Genomic DNA, 15,589 nt, shown 5'->3' with positions numbered 1-15,589 from the left:
CAATTTGGGGTTCCTTGACGGTTCACCCCCCCACCGATAAACTGCGCAATTTCTGTTTTGTGTCACTCGCCCGCCGCAAAGGGGACCGACCGTCGCTTCCACTCGATTCGCCGGGAGGGCAACCTCGGTCAAATTTGTCAGTAGAAAATGAGGGTGCCGTCGGCAGTGCGGTTGCCCGAACAATCCGACCGGTCGGCACGACATCGGCAGGTTGAGATCTTCGATATACCAGCGACACGGAGGCGACACGGACAGGCCGCTTCCGGGACAACACGTTCACTTTCCATCTCTTTTTTGAGGGTAACAGATCATGGCAAGCAAATACGTCTATTTCTTCGGTCCGAAGGGGACGGAAGGAACCGCCGAGATGCGCGAATTGCTCGGTGGTAAAGGTGCGAACTTGGCCGAAATGGCGAACTTGGGCCTGCCCGTTCCGGCCGGCTTCACGATCACCACCGAGGTCTGCACCTACTTCATGAAGCACGACGGCCAATATCCTGAAGGGCTCAAAGAGCAGGTCGAAGAAGCCCTGAAGAAGACGGAAGAGGCCATGGGGATGAAATTCGGTGATCCCGAAAATCCCCTGCTCGTTTCGTGTCGTTCGGGTGCCCGGCAAAGTATGCCCGGCATGATGGAGACGGTGTTGAACGTCGGGCTGTGCAGCGCCACGATTCCCGGCCTGATCAAGAAAACCGGCAACGAACGCTTCGTGTACGACGCTTATCGCCGCTTGATCACCATGTATTCCGACGTGGTGATGGAAAAGGCCGAAGGCATCGAGCCCGCGGAAGGCAAGGGCATTCGTCAGCAGCTCGAAAAGCTGATGGACGAAATGAAAGAGGCCAAAGGGTACACGGCCGACACCGACCTGACCGCCGACGACCTCAAAGAGCTGTGCGAGCAGTACAAGGCGAAGGTCCAGGAAGTCCTCGGCAAGCCTTTCCCGGATGACGCCTTCGAGCAACTGTGGGGCGGGATCGGTGCCGTCTTCAAGAGCTGGAACGGCAAGCGGGCCGTGGCGTACCGGCGCATCGAAGGAATCCCTGACGACTGGGGTACGGCCACGAACGTGCAAAGCATGGTCTTCGGGAACATGGGTGAGAATTCGGCGACCGGTGTGGCCTTCAGCCGCAACCCGGCCACCGGTGAAAACAAGTTCTACGGCGAATGGCTGGTCAACGCCCAAGGTGAGGACGTGGTGGCCGGTATCCGCACGCCGAACCCGTTGAACGAAGAGACCAAGAACGAGCAGAACAAGCATCTCCCGTCGCTGGAAACCGAGATGCCCGAGCTCTACAAGCAGCTCGTCGACATTCGCAATAAGCTGGAACAGCACTACCGCGACATGCAGGACATCGAGTTCACCATCCAAGAGGGAACTCTCTGGATGTTGCAGTGCCGTAACGGTAAGCGAACGGGGACGGCGGCGCTGAATATGGCGATGGATATGCTCGATGAGGGGCTGATCGACGAGAAGACGGCCGTCACCCGCGTGTCGCCGAACCAGCTCGATGAGCTGTTGCATCCGTTGGTCGATCCGAACGCCGAGAAGTCGGCCGAGGTGCTTTGTGAGGGATTGCCCGCCGGTCCCGGCGGCGCCGTCGGAGAAATCGTCTTCACCAGCGACGACGCCAAGGCGGCAGCCAAGGCGGGCCGCAAGGTCATCCTGGTTCGGGAAGAAACGAACCCCGAAGACGTCGAAGGTATGCGAGCGGCCGTCGGGATCCTCACGCAGCGCGGTGGTATGACCAGCCACGCCGCCTTGGTTGCCCGCGGTTGGGGTAAGTGCTGCATCGTCGGTGCCGGTGCCTTGAAAATCGACGTGGCCGGCAAGACGTTGACCGTCGGTGACGTGACGCTCAAGGAAGGCGATCTGATCACGTTGAACGGAACCAAGGGGAAGGTCTACAAGGGAGAACTTCCCTTGATCGATGCGACCGAGAATCCGCGGTTCCAGAAGTTCATGGCGATGGCCGACAAGTTCCGCAAGTTGGGCGTGCGGACGAACGCCGATACGCCGGCCGACGCGAAGGTCGCCCGCGATTTCGGTGCCGAAGGCATCGGACTCTTCCGGACCGAGCATATGTTCTACGGCGAAGGTTCCGACGAGCCTTTGTTCGCGTTGCGTAAGATGATCCTGTCGAGTTCCGACGAAGAACGGCAACAGGCCATCGACGAGCTGGCCGTGTTCGTCAAACGCGACATCAAGAACACGCTGGAAGCGATGGACGGTCTTCCCGTCACCATCCGGCTGCTCGACCCGCCGTTGCACGAGTTCGTGCCGCAAGATCCTTCGGTGCAGGCCGAACTGGCGAAAGCGTTGGGCATCACCGTCGACGAGGTCAACAAGCGCGGCAAAGAGCTGCACGAAGTCAACCCGATGATGGGACATCGCGGTGTGCGACTGGGCATCACCTACCCGGCCGTCACCGAGATGCAAATTCGGGCGATCCTCGAAGCGGCCGCCGAACTGAAGGCCGAGGGCAAGGATCCGCATCCGGAGATCATGGTTCCGGTTACCTGCGACGTGAACGAACTCGACGTCGTCAAGAAGATCGTCGATCGTGTGAGCGCCGACGTCGAACAGAAGACCGGCCAAAAGGTCGACTTCCTGTACGGGACGATGATCGAGATTCCGCGGGCGTGCCTGCTGGCCGACCGCATGGCGAAGACCGCCCAGTTCTTCTCGTTCGGTACGAACGACCTGACGCAGATGACTTTCGGCTTCAGCCGTGATGATGTCGGCGGCTTCCTGCCCGATTATATCGAGAACGGTATCCTTGCGGCCGATCCGTTCCAGACGATCGACCAGGACGGCGTCGGGCAGTTGATCAAGATGGCCGTCGAAAAGGGACGCGGTACCCGCGGCGACCTGAAGATCGGTATCTGCGGCGAACAGGGCGGCGAGCCGGCCTCGGTCGAATTCTGCTTCAAGACCGGGCTGAACTACGTGAGCTGCTCGCCGTACCGCGTGCCGGTCGCGCGTTTGGCCGCGGCGCAGGCCGCCATCAAGGCCGAGAAATAGTTTGATGGTGAACCCCACGCGATTGATCGGCCGGTATTCGGTCGAAAGAGTGTGAAGCACCGAGTCGACATCCGACCGATCGAGTGCGATCAATCGTGAGATCCCGGGCCGAGAATCCGCCTTTTGGTCGGTTCTCGGCCTTTTTTGTGGGCAAATGAGGGGCCGCCGTTCTGAAAGATGTTGTCGTGATCAGCCGGTGCAATCGCCGCCGGCATTCACGCACGAACACGATCAGAGCTCCCTGTCGGCGGTGCCGACCGGCATGTCACGCCGGTGTGGAAGCGCCGAATCGGCAGCCTACATGCGGTCGACGACCTGAATGCCCAACAGGTCCAGACCTTGACGGATGACGCGAGCGGTCAAATCGCACAATAGCAAGCGACTGTTCCGCACGGATTCGTCTTCGGCCTTCAGCACGGGGCAATTTTCGTAGAAGGTCGTGAAACGGGCGGCCAGATCGTACAGGTAGCCGGTCAGTACGTTCGGGCGGTAATCGACCGGGACCATTTCGAGTGTTTCCGAGAACCGCAGTAGCTCGAGCCCCAGCGCCCGCTCGGCCGGTTCTCGAAGATGAATCGTCGCCGCCGACTTGCGAAGCGCGTCGATGTCGATGCCGCCTTTGGCAAAGATGTTTCGGATGCGGGCGTACGCATATTGCATGTACGTGCCCGTGTTCCCGTTCATCGCCAACATTTTGTCGTAGCTGAACACGTAGTCGCTGGTTCGGTTTTGCGACAAGTCGGCATACTTCAAAGCACCGATTCCGACCACTTCGGCGACGCGGCGGCGTTCTTCGGGCGAAAGCTCCGGACCGTTCGGCTTGGCGTCGTCGTTGGCGGCCACGATCTCCCCGGCGCGACGAACGGCTTCGTCCAGCAATCCTTCCAGCGCCACAGTGTCGCCGGAACGTGTCTTGAACGGACGGCCGTCGTTACCCAGCACCGTCCCGAACGCCACGTGGACGAGCTCGACATCGTTGAAACCAAGCATGCGCGCGGCTGTGAAAAGCTGCGTGAAATGCAAGCTCTGCCGATGATCGACCACGTACAAGATCGCGTCGGGACGCCACGTTTCCATCCGGTAGGCCAGCGTTGCCAGGTCGGTCGTTGCGTACAAGAAAGCACCGTCTTTCTTGCGGACGATCATCGGCACGTCGATGTCGTCGAAAAAGATGCACACGGCACCGTCGCTGAGTTTCGCAATGCCGCGAGAAAGCAGCTCATCGACCAGCGGCTTCAGACGGTCGTGATAGAAACTTTCGCCCAGCGTGTGATCGAACGACACTCCCAGCCGGCGATAGATCCGATTGATTTCGTCGAGGCTGTGCGGCAGGAATTCCTTCCACAGCCGTACGTTTTCCGGATCACCGGCGTGCAGCTTGGCCGTCTCTTCGAGGACGGCTTCGCCGATGTTCGGATGGGCTGCCGCTTTGGCCGCCAGGTCGGCGTCGCCCTCGACGGCGGCGATTTTCGATTCGAGGCCTTCGATCGTTTCACGCAAGGCGGCCAAGTGTGTTTCGGCCCGTTGCAGGTCGCGTTTGGCTTTCTTGCGTTCTTTGCCCTCGGCGGCGTCGAGTGTCTTACGGAGTTTCGCGACTTGGGCCTCGCGTTCGGGTAATTCGGCCCTCAGGTCGTCGATCCGCTCCTTGGCGGCGTGATAGTCCATCAATTGCCGCACCAGGCGATACAACCGGGCCAATTCGGCAACAGGGGTGTTGCGGTAGGCTTCTTCGTCGCGGAAGTGCTTGTAGCCGTAGATGATCATTCCGAACTGGGTGCCCCAGTCGCCGATGTGGTTGTCGCTGATCACCCGGTGGCCGAGAAACCGCAGCGTACGGCAAATGCTGTCGCCGATGACCGTCGAACGGATGTGGCCCACGTGCATCGGTTTGGCGACGTTCGGGGCCGAATAGTCGACGACGTATGTTTTCGGTTCGGCGGCCGGCGTGACCCCCAGGCGTTCGTCGTGCAAAGCGGCGTTCAAGCGTTCTTCGAGCCACGCGTCTTGCAGACGCACGTTGATGAACCCCGGCCCGGCGACCTCGGGAGGGGCGGCCAAATCGTCGATCTTCAGCGAGGAAACGACCTCGCCCGCCAGTTCCCGCGGATTCTTGCCCAGCCTTTTGCCCAACGGCATCGCGAAGTTGGCTTGGTAGTCGCCGAATTTCGGATCTTGGCTTTGCCGTACCAAGTCCAGGTATTCGCCGGGATCGATCGACAGCGACCGGAGTGCGTCGGCAAAGCGGGCTTTCAGTTCGTTGAGGATGTTCATGGTGAGTACCAGGCGTTTTCCAAGGGAAAAGGCGACGATTCAGGAACGCTCCCTCGAGAGCCGACCGTCGCAGACCGTAGCGTTGCAAGCCGGCGGACGGCCCGTCGTCGCTTGCGTGCCGAAGGGAAGCGGCAATCGCGGTTCAATCGTCCGATTCGTCCGGCGAAAGGTCGTCGTCGAAATCGTCCTCGGGCAGGGAGGGAACGTCGTCATCGTCGAAATCGAACGATTCCGCTTCGGCTTCTTCGTCCCAATCGTCTTCCCATTCTTCGAAATCTTCTTCGGCTTCGGTAGGCGTCGATTGCTCGAGGGGCGTTTCGGGGAGCCCGGTCGGTACACGCTCGGCATTCGCCCAAAGTTCTTCCAAGGCGTAAAAATCGCGAACTTCAGGGGCAAATAGGTGGACGACGACGTCGCCGTAATCGAGTAGAATCCAGCGGGATTCCTGGTATCCTTCGACGCCGAGGCGCCGATCGCCGACGTCTTGCTCGAGGGCGCGGTCGATTTCTTCGCTCATCGCGTGCATTTGACGCCGGCTTGTTCCGGTCGCGATCACGAAGTAATCGAACAGATCGGTCATCTTGCGCATGTCGAGGATGACGATGTCGCGTCCTCGGTTGTCGTAGGCAACGCGCGCGGCGATCTTGGCTCGTTCGAGAGCCGACGGTAGCTTCTTCCCGCTTTGTTTGCCGGTCGGATCGGGCATGTTTCCGGCCTGCTCGTCACTCACGATCGATAGCTCCCTCGTTTGGCGACATGGAGTTTCAAGGAATATCGTATTTTACGTTCCGAGCTGCCCGATCGGGAGGGGGAATGTCGGAAGTTCCTAATTCCCTAAGAAATCTGAGCGCCGCTCCGCCCCCGAGCGGAATACTTTCGGCTTGCCTTCGCGGCAATGCTCGTAGAATTCACATTCTCAAGGTGATAGACGGATCCGCTTCGGCGGCTGCCGAAAGAATATGCGGACGGTCGAAAGTTTCGGCAACACACCCGTTGCTCACCAACAAATGAGGGAGGACGAAAATGAGCGAATGGATCGAAGTCGGCAAGAAAGCCCCCGATTTCAGCCTGCCTGCCGACAACGGCGAGAAAATTCGGCTTCGCAATTTGCGAGGCAAACCGGTGGTGCTCTATTTCTATCCGCGCGACAACACGCCCGGTTGTACGCGCGAAGCGTGCGCGTTTCGTGATCGCTCGAGGGAACTCGAAAAGCTCGGCGCGGTCGTATTGGGCGTCAGCACCGACAGCGTCGAAAGTCATCAGAAGTTTCGTGACAAGTATCAGCTCAACTTCCCGCTGTTGGCCGACGTCGATCACAAGGTAGCCGAACGATACGGCGCATGGCGCGAGAAAGTCCGCTTCGGCAAGAAGTCGATGGGCATCCAACGTTCGACGTTCATCATCGACGCCGAGGGCGTTGTCCGCAAGATGTGGAAAAGCGTCAAGGTCGACGGACACGACGAGCAGGTACTGAAAGCGCTGCGCGAAATCCTCGACAACGAGTAACCGGCCGAAGTACGCTGGTTAGATTGAGGAACCGGGCCGCGACGAGGCGGTGGTGCCGACGGTTTGTGCGCTTGCAACGGCCCGGCTCGCAGCGGCGGTTCCGTTTGAAATCGGCTCGTCGAGGTGGCTCATGCGCGTGCGAACGGTGTTGCTTGGACGGCGAACGCTTTTGGCGGTCCTTTTGTCGGTGGTATGCGTCGGCGGGTGCAACCGAACAAAGCCCGTCAAATTGATGGTGTACTGTGGTGCGGGACTGCGTCCGCCGGTCGCCGAGGCGGTCGAGTTGTTCTCTCAGCGAGAAGGCATCGAAGTCGAGTGCGATTTCGCCGGAAGCGAGGTCCTTTTTTCACGCGTCAAGCTGTCGCGGCAAGGTGATGTGTATATTCCCGGCGAGGCAAGCTACGTGGAGCAGGCCGAGGCGGAAGGATTGGTGGCCGATCGGGCCGATTTGTGTTATTTCGTGCCCGTCATATTGGTTCCCAAGGGGAATCCGGGCAACGTGACCGGAATCGAAGATTTCACTCGCGACACGCTGCGCATCGGTCTGGGCGACGCGGGCGCCTGCGCGGTGGGACGTGTGGCGTCGAAGATTTTCGAGAAAAACGGGATCGATGAGTCGAAACTCGATGTCGATTTCCGGTCGTTGACGGTCAACGAGCTGGCCAACAGCGTGAAGCTCGGCCATCTCGATGCGGCAATCGTGTGGGACGCCGTAGCGGCGTTGGTCGGCGACGACACCGAGATCGTGCCTATTTCCGCGGAAAAGAATGTGATCTCGACCGTGCCGGTCGCCCTGCTGACCACCTCGCAGAATCCCGAGGCGGCACGCCGCTTGTTCGATTTTCTGCAATCGTCCGAGGGGCGGACCGTATTCGAAAAACACCATTACACGGTCGAATTGCCGCAGCCGTAGGCGATTTCGCTGCGGGGTGGAATGAGTTGTTGCGTGCGCGAACGGCGTGCGGGGGAATGCAATCGTTGGTGATTTTCGGTGAACGGGCCGCGCAGAAAGCGCCGTTCGCTGTGCAGCGGCTTTTCCGGCTCGATTGGTCGAACAGGGGATCATGCCGAATTTGCTGGGCAACACAACGCGACCTATGCGACCCGTGGCGGGCTGGTCGAGCCGCATCTTCGCCGGCACGGTGATCGGCTTCGTGGCCGTGTTCGTGCTGGGGTGGGCGCTTCTGATTCAGGCCGACATCGGTTATACGCAGCCGGATTCGTTGCGCGTGGTGTTCACCGCTCCCGAGATTCGGGCGGCGGCCTGGCTTTCGGTGTGGACGAGTGTGTTGACGACGGTCATCGGATTGGTGTTCGCCGTGCCGATCGGATATGCCCTCAGTCGCTATCGCCTGCCGCTACATGCAGTAATCGATTCGATCGTCGATTTGCCCATCCTCATGCCGCCGTTGATCGTGGGATTGTCGCTTTTGGTCTTTTTTCAGACCGATTTCGGGCGGACGCTCGAAGATTGGGGGCTGAAGTTCGTGTTTCAGAAACGCGGCATCGTGTTGTGTCAGTTTCTGGCCTCGGCCTCCTTCGGCATTCGGGCGATGAAGATTTGCTTCGACGGCATCGATCCGCGACTGGAACACGTGGCAATGACGCTCGGCAGCACGCGGGCCCATGCGTTCTTTTCGGTCGCGTTGCCTTTGGCCTGGCGCGGTGTGATCGCGGCCGGGATCTTGATTTGGACCCGCGCGTTCGGGATCTTCGGCCCGCTGATGGTGTTCGTCGGTGCCGTCCGCATGCGGACGGAAGTGCTGCCCACGACGATCTACCTGGAACAGTCGGTGGGACGCATCGAGGTGGCGTTGGCGGTTGCGCTGGTGATGTTGGCCCTGGCCGCTGCCGGGTTGATCGTGGTCCGGGTGATCGGCATGCGAAGTGAGACGGCCTGAATGAATGAAACGGTGACGAATTCGCCTTGGACGTAGGCGCGATCGTGACGCGGGAGGACGACGGGACGCAATGCTCGAGATCCACAAACTCGCTCTTTCGGTCGGCGCCTTCGCTCTGAAAGAGCTGTCGTTGACGATCGACGACGGCGAATACTTCGTACTGCTCGGACCCAGCGGATCGGGAAAAACGCTGTTTCTCGAATCGCTGTGCGGGCTCACTCGTATCGACGCGGGACGCATCGTCCTCGACGGCGTCGACATTACCAGGTTGGAGCCGCGGCATCGTCGGATCGGCTACGTCCCGCAAGACTACGCCTTGTTTCCGCATCGCACCGTCCGCAGGAACGTCGGGTTCGGACGGCGCCGCCAAGTCGACGGGAAAGCAGAAGTCGGTGTCGATCTCTTGATGGAGCGAACCGGTATCGCCCATCTGGCCGATCGCAAGCCCGCCCGACTTTCGGGCGGTGAAAAGCAACGCGTGGCATTGGCGCGGGCGTTGGCCATCTCGCCGCGGTTGCTGCTCCTCGACGAGCCGGTGAGCGCTCTCGACGAACTTACCCGCGAAGAGATCCTCCCGTATTTGAAGACCCTGCACCGGCAAATCGGTGCGATGACGATTCACGTGTGCCACAACTTTTCGGAGATGATGGCCGTTGCCGATCGCGTCGGCTTGATCTTCGGCGGAAAACTGTTGCAAGTCGGCAAACCGCGAGAGATTTTGGAACGCCCGCGGACGGTTGCCGCCGCCAAGTTCGTGGGCATGAAAAACGTCTTCAGCGGCCGAGCGACGACGTACGATCGGTTCGTCCGGTTGGAAACCGAAAGCGGTGAAGAGTTTTGGGCCGAGTTGCCCGACCGGCCGCTACTCGATCACCGGCGACATTTCGGTTTTCGCGCCGAGCATGTTCAGCTTGCGCCCGCGGCGTCGGGAGAACGTGTCCAGGACGAAGTCGGTGTGACGCGGTTGCACGGTGTCGTGCGGTCGGTAATCGACCAGGGAAGCTATGCGAGTGTATCGACGGTCGTCGGGAATCTGACGCTGATCGCGGAGGTGTCGCGTTCGGAATATCTGCGGATGAAGCCGAATCCAGGCGATTCAGTGTCGGTCGTCATCGAAGCGTCGCACGTGTGTTTGCTGGAAGACGACACTTGACGATCCGAGTGTCACACGGTGCTGCGCGTCGGTCGGCGCGCGAGAAAACGCTTGTCCGGCGGCAACAATCGCCGACAATTCTTGCGGACGGCGCACGTTTGCCGGAACGTTTGCAACGTGCGTTGCTTTTTCCAGTTGCTCACCGACAGTGTCCGCATGAAAGGGATTCACGATGGCGAGCGATCCGCAGTCGACCGAATCGTTATTGACGAAAAAATGCGTACCTTGCGAGGGCGGCGTGCCGCGATTGTCGCCCGCCGAGGCGAGAGAACAGCTTGCCCGATTGCAAGGCTGGGAACTCGATGCCGAAGCGACTCGCATCCGCAAGCGGTGGGTCGCCGAGGATTTTGCCGCAGCGGTCGAGTTTCTCAATCGGCTGGCGGCCGTCGCCGAGGACGAAGGGCATCACCCCGATCTTCATCTCGAACGGTATCGGCACGTGACGATCGAACTGTGGACGCACGCCATCGGCGGGTTGTCGCTGAACGATTTCATCGTCGCCGCGAAAATCGACCGGCTTCCTGTGCGATTGCAGAAAGCGTGACGGGGCGAATCGACGATTCTCGCCGAATAGCACATAATCGACGTCGGCCAGCGTGCTGTTGTCACACAAATCATTCCACCCGGAGACCGACACATGACCTCGGATAATGCGTTGGAAGGCATTTTCTCGCCTGCCTCGTTGATCGACTATCAGGCCGATGCGATCGTGAGCCGAACGCTGATCAAGCACCCGGGAACGGGTTCGTTGACGGTGTTTGCCGTCGACGCCGGACAGGAAATCAGCGAGCATACCGCACCTTTCGATGCGATGATCCAAGTGCTCGACGGCAAGGCCAAGGTTTCCGTCGGCGGGAAATGGAACGACGTGCCGGCCGGAAAATGCATCTTTTTGCCGGCCGGTGTGCCGCACGCCCTGAAAGCCGAACAACGCTTCAAAATGCTGCTGGTGATGATCAAAGCCGAAGCGTGATCTGCACGCGCTGCGCGGCGGTTTTCCCGTTCACAGTGAACCGGCACAGGCTGCGTCAGACCGTCCAAGGCGGTGCCTTTTCGGGGTCGATGTCCAGCTCGCGAATCGCGGTGGAGAGCTTTTCGCCGGGGAAGCGTCCGCCTTTGGCCAGTTCGTACAGCGCTGCCAGTGCGATGTGTTCGGCATCGACTTCGAAGAAGCGACGCAATCTTCGACGATCTTCACTGCGTCCGAAGCCGTCGGTACCCAGTACACTGTAGTTGCCGGGCATCCATTTCGCCAAGGTGAGCGGCACGGATGTGACGTAGTCGCTGGCCGCGATGACGGTGTGGGCATCTTCAGCCAGCGTACTGCGGACATACGGCGTTGCTGCCGGTCGATCGGGATGCAGACGATTTTCCCGCTCGGTCTTGCGGGCGTCTTCGATCAGGCATTTCCAACTTGTTACACTGTACACCCGACTCGATACGGCGAATTTCTCGTCGAGAATTTCGGCCGCGCGTTGGACCTCGCGGAGGATCGCGCCGCTGCCCATCAAGTCGACCACGGGGCGATCGTCGCCGAGATTCTTTTCTTCCAGGGGATACATCCCGCGGCAAATGCCTTCGGTAGCGCCCATCGGCAGGATCGGATGAACGTAGTTTTCGTTCATCAAGGTGATGTAGTAGAAGATGTCTTCTTCGTCGAAGTACATGCGTCGCAGTCCGTCGAGGACGATGACGGAGACTTCGTAGGCGTAACACGGGTCGTAGGCCTGCAAAGTCGGGTAGGCCAATGCGAACAGGTGGCTGTTGCCGTCTTGATGTTGCAGGCCCTCGCCGGCCAGGGTGGTGCGTCCGGCCGTTCCCCCCAGCAGAAAACCACGGCATCGCATGTCGCCAGCGGCCCAAATCAGATCCCCGACCCGCTGGAGCCCGAACATCGAGTAGTAGATGAAAAACGGAATCATGTTGATGCCGTGTGTCGAATGCGCCGTTCCGGCGGCGATGAAGGACGCCATCGAGCCGGCCTCGGTGATGCCTTCTTCGAGGATTTGACCGTCGGTGGCTTCGCGATAGTACAAGATCGTGTCGGAGTCGACCGGCTCATAAAGCTGGCCGACGTGCGAGTAGATCCCGAACTGACGGAACAGCGCTTCCATGCCGAACGTGCGGGCTTCGTCGGGAACGATCGGTACGACGTATTGGCCCAGGTTCTTGTCTCGCATCAACCGGGCCAACAAACGCACGAACGCCATGGTGGTCGAGACCGGTCGGCCGTCGCTGCCGCCGAAGAATTCGGCGAACTCTTCCCACTTCGGCGGTTTGAGTTTCATCGTGGGGGAACGGCGACTGGGGACGGGCCCGCCGAGCTTCTTGCGGCGTTCTTTCACGTAGCGAACTTCCGGACTGTCGTCCGGCGGCCGGTAGAAGGGGGCGTCGGCGACCTGTTCTTCGGGAATCGGGATGTCGAAGCGGCGGCGGAATTCCCGCAGCTCGTCTTCGTTGAGCTTCTTTTGCTGGTGCGTGATGTTCCGCCCTTCTCCGGCCTCGCCCATTCCGTAGCCTTTGATCGTTTTTGCGAGGATGACGGTAGGCGAGCCCTTGTGTTCGAACGCCGCCTTGTAGGCCGCGTACACCTTCACCGGATCGTGCCCGCCGCGTTTGAGCCGGCGAATCTGCTCGTCGGTCAAATCGGCGACCAGCGCTTCGAGCTTCGGATCGACGCCGAAGAAATGCTTGCGGATGTAGCTGCCGGGCATCACCGTGTACTTTTGGTATTGCCCGTCGATGACCTCGGTCATTCGGCGAACGAGTACGCCGTCGGCGTCTTTGGCCAACAGCGGATCCCAGTCGGTGCCCCAGATCACCTTGATCACGTTCCAGCCGGCGCCGCGGAAAGCGCCTTCGAGTTCCTGGATGATTTTACCGTTGCCGCGAACAGGACCGTCGAGCCGTTGTAAATTGCAGTTGATGACGAAGATCAGGTTGTCGAGCTTTTCACGACCGGCGAGCGTGATCGCGCCCAACGATTCGGGCTCGTCCGTTTCGCCGTCGCCCATGAAATACCACACCTTCGATTCGCGGGCCTTGGGAAGAATTCCGCGGTCGGCAAGATACTGGTTGAACCGAGCCTGGTAGATCGCCATGATCGGGCCCAAGCCCATCGACACGGTCGGGTATTCCCAGAAGCCGGGCATCAACCACGGGTGCGGATACGACGACAAACCGCCGCCTTCGGCCAGTTCACGCCGGAAGTTCATCAAGTCTTGTTCGGTCAACCGACCTTCCAGGAACGCGCGGGCGTAGATGCCCGGTGCCGCGTGTCCTTGAAAATACACCTGGTCGGGCGGCATGTCGCCCTGTTTGCCGCGGAAGAAGTGATTGAACCCCACCTCGTACAACGTGGCCGCCGAGGCGAACGTCGAAATGTGGCCGCCGATTCCCGGGCTTTCACGGTTCGCCCGCACGACCATCGCCAAAGCATTCCAGCGGATGATGCTCTTGATCTTGCGTTCCAACGCCCGATCGCCGGGATAAGGCGGTTCCTTCTCGGGCGGAATCGTGTTCACGTAAGGCGTGGTTGCACTCGAGGTGAACGGAACGCCCTCGCGGAAAGCTTTTTCTTTGAGTCGCTCCAGCAGATACACGGCTCGATCCGGTCCTTCGGTACGGATCACGTACTCGAGGGCTTCGAGCCACTCCTGCGTTTCACGGGGATCGTCGTCATGACGCAAAGCGGGCAACGCACCTTCAGGCAGCGTGCCGTTGGGGACATTTTTCCCGGCTTTGGATTGGTTACTCTTCATGATCGTCCGTTGGTAAATTGGTAGTGCGGAACGAAATGCGGCTTTACGGCGACCGCTTTGCGACGTAGTTCAAGTCCTCGGCGACCGCTCGTTTGGGGACGCTGAAAATCAGATTATTACCCTGGGCCGAACGTTTGCCAAACCCAAGTGAGTCGATACTCGGTAACCGGGGAAGCAAGACCCCGAGTTCTTTCGACACCCCATCGGGGAAATACCGTCGAGAGACCGTCGCGCCGTACGGCCTGATTGTCGTGGTGTAACTTCGGAATTGTCAAAGAGTTGAGCAGGAACAGACTAGTTCCGAAAACGTGGAAACGCACGGCGCAACGGCGTTCGTCGGCAGCGAAGCGGACTTCCTTGTCGCAAGGCCGGATCGGTTTGCCGGCCCGCGATTGGAAAGTTTCGCCCTAAAGTGGACATCGGCCGGGAAAGATTACTGCTGTGCCGATGGTTTCGTGTGGCGTGCGGCATGGTCTTGTGCGACGGCCGCCGCCCGTTCGAGACGTTCGCGGATTACCTCGGCAAGCGAAGCCGAGGCGTAACGCAGGGCCTGTTGGTAGTAGATCTTCGCGACGCCGGGTTTGTCGGCGCGAAGCGCTTGGTCGCCGCGGGCCAGGTAATCGCGGGCTTGCGCGTCACGTGCACGCTGTTCTTCTTGTCGAGCTTCGACCGCCGCGTGCAGACCGGCGACGGGTTTTTCGGCCGAACTGAGTGTGTTCTCGGCCGGTGTGGCCGAGCTGCCGCCGAGGACCAGTTCGGGCTCGCGTCCAGCGGAACCCTGTGGTTCGAGCGAAGGCGATGCAGGAGACGTCGCCGGCTCGTTGTCGGCGGTTTGAACGTCAACCGATCGGCTTTCCGGAGAAGAAACGCCGTACGGTTTGCCGGTGAGCGGGTCGATCCAAATCGGCCTGACAGGCGAGGCGGCCATCGACGCTCCGCCCAAACCGGGCACCGGCACGATGCCCGTCACAAAGGGACGCCACTGAGCACCCGACACGCTTCCCAAGCCGCCGTGGGGTACGACAACCGTCGGGCTGATTCCGGTGGCGGATCGCTGTGTGCCGTGCGACCAATCGACCGAGATTCCGCCGGAAACAGGGCCGCCGGAAGTGCCCAGCCCGAATGTTTGGGGCTGCGCCCAGTCGGGACCTCCGAACCGCGCAAACCAATTCGGACCGCGAAGAGCCCAAACGATGCCCGATCGCTCGTAGTATTGCTCGTGGAGGCCGATGGAAGGCACGGTAACGGCGGTTTCTTGAGCGGCGACCGGTTTTGGGACGAGCAGACACATGCAACCTGTGACGAGCGCCGAGAAGATCGCGGTACGACCGCCGAGAAGGCGAATCGACACGCGACTGACAACCGACCGTCGGTCGGATACCGACATTGTGTTGTCTCCAATTCGGGGCACGTATGCCCGGAGAATTACCGGCCTGAAAAACGGGCTTGGGGACTGCACTACCGGAAAGAACTTCTAACCATATTCTACCAGTCGCGGGTGAGAGGATTCAAAGTGTTTTGGGCCGGGACGTTGAAACGGAAAGGCGAACGCCCTCGTTGCTCGCCCGCGTTGTCGCTGCTTCGTGTGAAAGCCTGACGGTCGTGCATGCGGTAGGGCCCCGTAGGCAGGACGAGACACGATTCGGGAAAAATTTTTCGGCGGGGGCCCTTGGAGACGGTTTGCAGTGTTGGTAAAAACATCCCTTACCGTTGGTCACGGCGAGGCCGCGACGACGGGCAAAGCTGCCGGAGACGGCCGCGGAAAGAAAATCCGAAAATCGCTCCGAAAGGGGCTTTTCAGATCGGCCGCGATTTGGTAGCTTTGAAATTCTCGCGGGTGGCACAAGGCAGGCCGCATGGCGGGTGTCTTGCCCGGCACTCGGAAAGGCGAGTGGACAAGGAAAATCCGCGAGACCCCTCAAGTCGGGCGTCGAACTTGCCGACCAATAAGCTCAAGCCCGACCGGTTTCGG

At 60.2% G+C, this 15,589-nt stretch carries 12 protein-coding genes; 7 read left to right on the top strand and 5 right to left on the bottom strand.

Annotated features, from left to right (window positions below):
- The first annotated feature begins 310 nt into the window (after nt 1–310).
- Entirely contained in the window at nt 311–3,025 is a 2,715-nt protein-coding gene (gene ppdK, locus ACYQ2I_RS16010) for a pyruvate, phosphate dikinase (protein ID WP_460168037.1), read from the top strand.
- A gap of 297 nt (nt 3,026–3,322) precedes the next feature.
- Here ppdK and argS read toward each other — a convergent pair whose 3' ends face one another.
- Entirely contained in the window at nt 3,323–5,296 is a 1,974-nt protein-coding gene (gene argS, locus ACYQ2I_RS16005) for an arginine--tRNA ligase (RefSeq protein WP_460168036.1), read from the bottom strand.
- A 142-nt stretch (nt 5,297–5,438) separates the two neighbouring features.
- A complete protein-coding gene (gene rsfS, locus ACYQ2I_RS16000) occupies nt 5,439–6,026 on the bottom strand; it encodes a ribosome silencing factor (RefSeq protein WP_460168035.1) in 588 nt (195 codons plus the stop codon).
- 293 nt (nt 6,027–6,319) lie between these two features.
- Between rsfS and bcp the strand changes: the two genes are divergently transcribed.
- The 4 genes from bcp to ACYQ2I_RS15980 all read left to right on the top strand — a co-directional run bounded on the left by bcp (nt 6,320) and on the right by ACYQ2I_RS15980 (nt 9,856).
- Entirely contained in the window at nt 6,320–6,802 is a 483-nt protein-coding gene (bcp, locus tag ACYQ2I_RS15995; RefSeq protein WP_460168034.1) for a thioredoxin-dependent thiol peroxidase, read from the top strand.
- A 130-nt stretch (nt 6,803–6,932) separates the two neighbouring features.
- Nucleotides 6,933–7,715, top strand: a complete 783-nt coding sequence (locus ACYQ2I_RS15990) for a molybdate ABC transporter substrate-binding protein (protein WP_460168033.1) — start codon at nt 6,933–6,935, stop codon at nt 7,713–7,715.
- A gap of 151 nt (nt 7,716–7,866) precedes the next feature.
- Nucleotides 7,867–8,703: an ABC transporter permease gene (locus ACYQ2I_RS15985; RefSeq protein ID WP_460168032.1), complete on the top strand. Its 837-nt coding sequence runs from the start codon at nt 7,867–7,869 to the stop codon at nt 8,701–8,703.
- 70 nt (nt 8,704–8,773) lie between these two features.
- On the top strand, nt 8,774–9,856 hold the full coding sequence (locus tag ACYQ2I_RS15980; RefSeq protein WP_460168031.1) for an ABC transporter ATP-binding protein: 1,083 nt from the start codon (nt 8,774–8,776) through the stop codon (nt 9,854–9,856).
- 11 nt (nt 9,857–9,867) lie between these two features.
- On the opposite strand, the gene ACYQ2I_RS15975 is transcribed toward ACYQ2I_RS15980, so the two are convergent.
- Complete coding sequence (locus ACYQ2I_RS15975) at nt 9,868–10,014, bottom strand: hypothetical protein (RefSeq protein WP_460168030.1); 147 nt, start codon at nt 10,012–10,014, stop codon at nt 9,868–9,870.
- Between the two features lie 14 nt (nt 10,015–10,028).
- On the opposite strand from ACYQ2I_RS15975, the gene ACYQ2I_RS15970 reads away from it, so the two are divergent.
- Together ACYQ2I_RS15970 and ACYQ2I_RS15965 are read left to right on the top strand one after the other, a co-directional pair.
- Nucleotides 10,029–10,400 (top strand): 4a-hydroxytetrahydrobiopterin dehydratase, encoded by a 372-nt coding sequence (locus tag ACYQ2I_RS15970; protein WP_460168029.1) that lies wholly within the window; start codon nt 10,029–10,031, stop codon nt 10,398–10,400.
- 93 nt (nt 10,401–10,493) lie between these two features.
- Nucleotides 10,494–10,829: a cupin domain-containing protein gene (locus ACYQ2I_RS15965; RefSeq protein WP_460168028.1), complete on the top strand. Its 336-nt coding sequence runs from the start codon at nt 10,494–10,496 to the stop codon at nt 10,827–10,829.
- Nucleotides 10,830–10,884: 55 nt separating this feature from the next.
- Here the strand turns inward: ACYQ2I_RS15965 and aceE are convergent, their stop codons facing one another.
- A complete protein-coding gene (aceE, locus tag ACYQ2I_RS15960; RefSeq protein ID WP_460168027.1) occupies nt 10,885–13,617 on the bottom strand; it encodes a pyruvate dehydrogenase (acetyl-transferring), homodimeric type in 2,733 nt (910 codons plus the stop codon).
- 433 nt (nt 13,618–14,050) lie between these two features.
- On the bottom strand, nt 14,051–15,004 hold the full coding sequence (locus ACYQ2I_RS15955) for a DUF4398 domain-containing protein (RefSeq protein ID WP_460168026.1): 954 nt from the start codon (nt 15,002–15,004) through the stop codon (nt 14,051–14,053).
- Nucleotides 15,005–15,589 lie beyond the last annotated feature (585 nt).

Source organism: Thermostilla marina (assembly GCF_054657455.1).
The sequence above is the reverse complement of the archived record's forward strand: the minus strand, read 5'-3'. Positions and strand labels throughout refer to the sequence as shown.

Bases quoted from the DNA above. Each gene is read 5' to 3' on its own strand.
- ppdK (WP_460168037.1), top strand. From the start codon at position 311: ATGGCAAGCAAATACGTCTATTTCTTCGGTCCGAAGGGGACGGAAGGA.
- argS (WP_460168036.1), bottom strand. From the start codon at position 5,296: ATGAACATCCTCAACGAACTGAAAGCCCGCTTTGCCGACGCACTCCGG.
- bcp (WP_460168034.1), top strand. From the start codon at position 6,320: ATGAGCGAATGGATCGAAGTCGGCAAGAAAGCCCCCGATTTCAGCCTG.
- ACYQ2I_RS15990 (WP_460168033.1), top strand. From the start codon at position 6,933: ATGCGCGTGCGAACGGTGTTGCTTGGACGGCGAACGCTTTTGGCGGTC.
- ACYQ2I_RS15985 (WP_460168032.1), top strand. From the start codon at position 7,867: ATGCCGAATTTGCTGGGCAACACAACGCGACCTATGCGACCCGTGGCG.
- ACYQ2I_RS15980 (WP_460168031.1), top strand. From the start codon at position 8,774: ATGCTCGAGATCCACAAACTCGCTCTTTCGGTCGGCGCCTTCGCTCTG.
- ACYQ2I_RS15975 (WP_460168030.1), bottom strand. From the start codon at position 10,014: ATGCGGACACTGTCGGTGAGCAACTGGAAAAAGCAACGCACGTTGCAA.
- ACYQ2I_RS15970 (WP_460168029.1), top strand. From the start codon at position 10,029: ATGGCGAGCGATCCGCAGTCGACCGAATCGTTATTGACGAAAAAATGC.
- ACYQ2I_RS15965 (WP_460168028.1), top strand. From the start codon at position 10,494: ATGACCTCGGATAATGCGTTGGAAGGCATTTTCTCGCCTGCCTCGTTG.
- aceE (WP_460168027.1), bottom strand. From the start codon at position 13,617: ATGAAGAGTAACCAATCCAAAGCCGGGAAAAATGTCCCCAACGGCACG.
- ACYQ2I_RS15955 (WP_460168026.1), bottom strand. From the start codon at position 15,004: ATGTCGGTATCCGACCGACGGTCGGTTGTCAGTCGCGTGTCGATTCGC.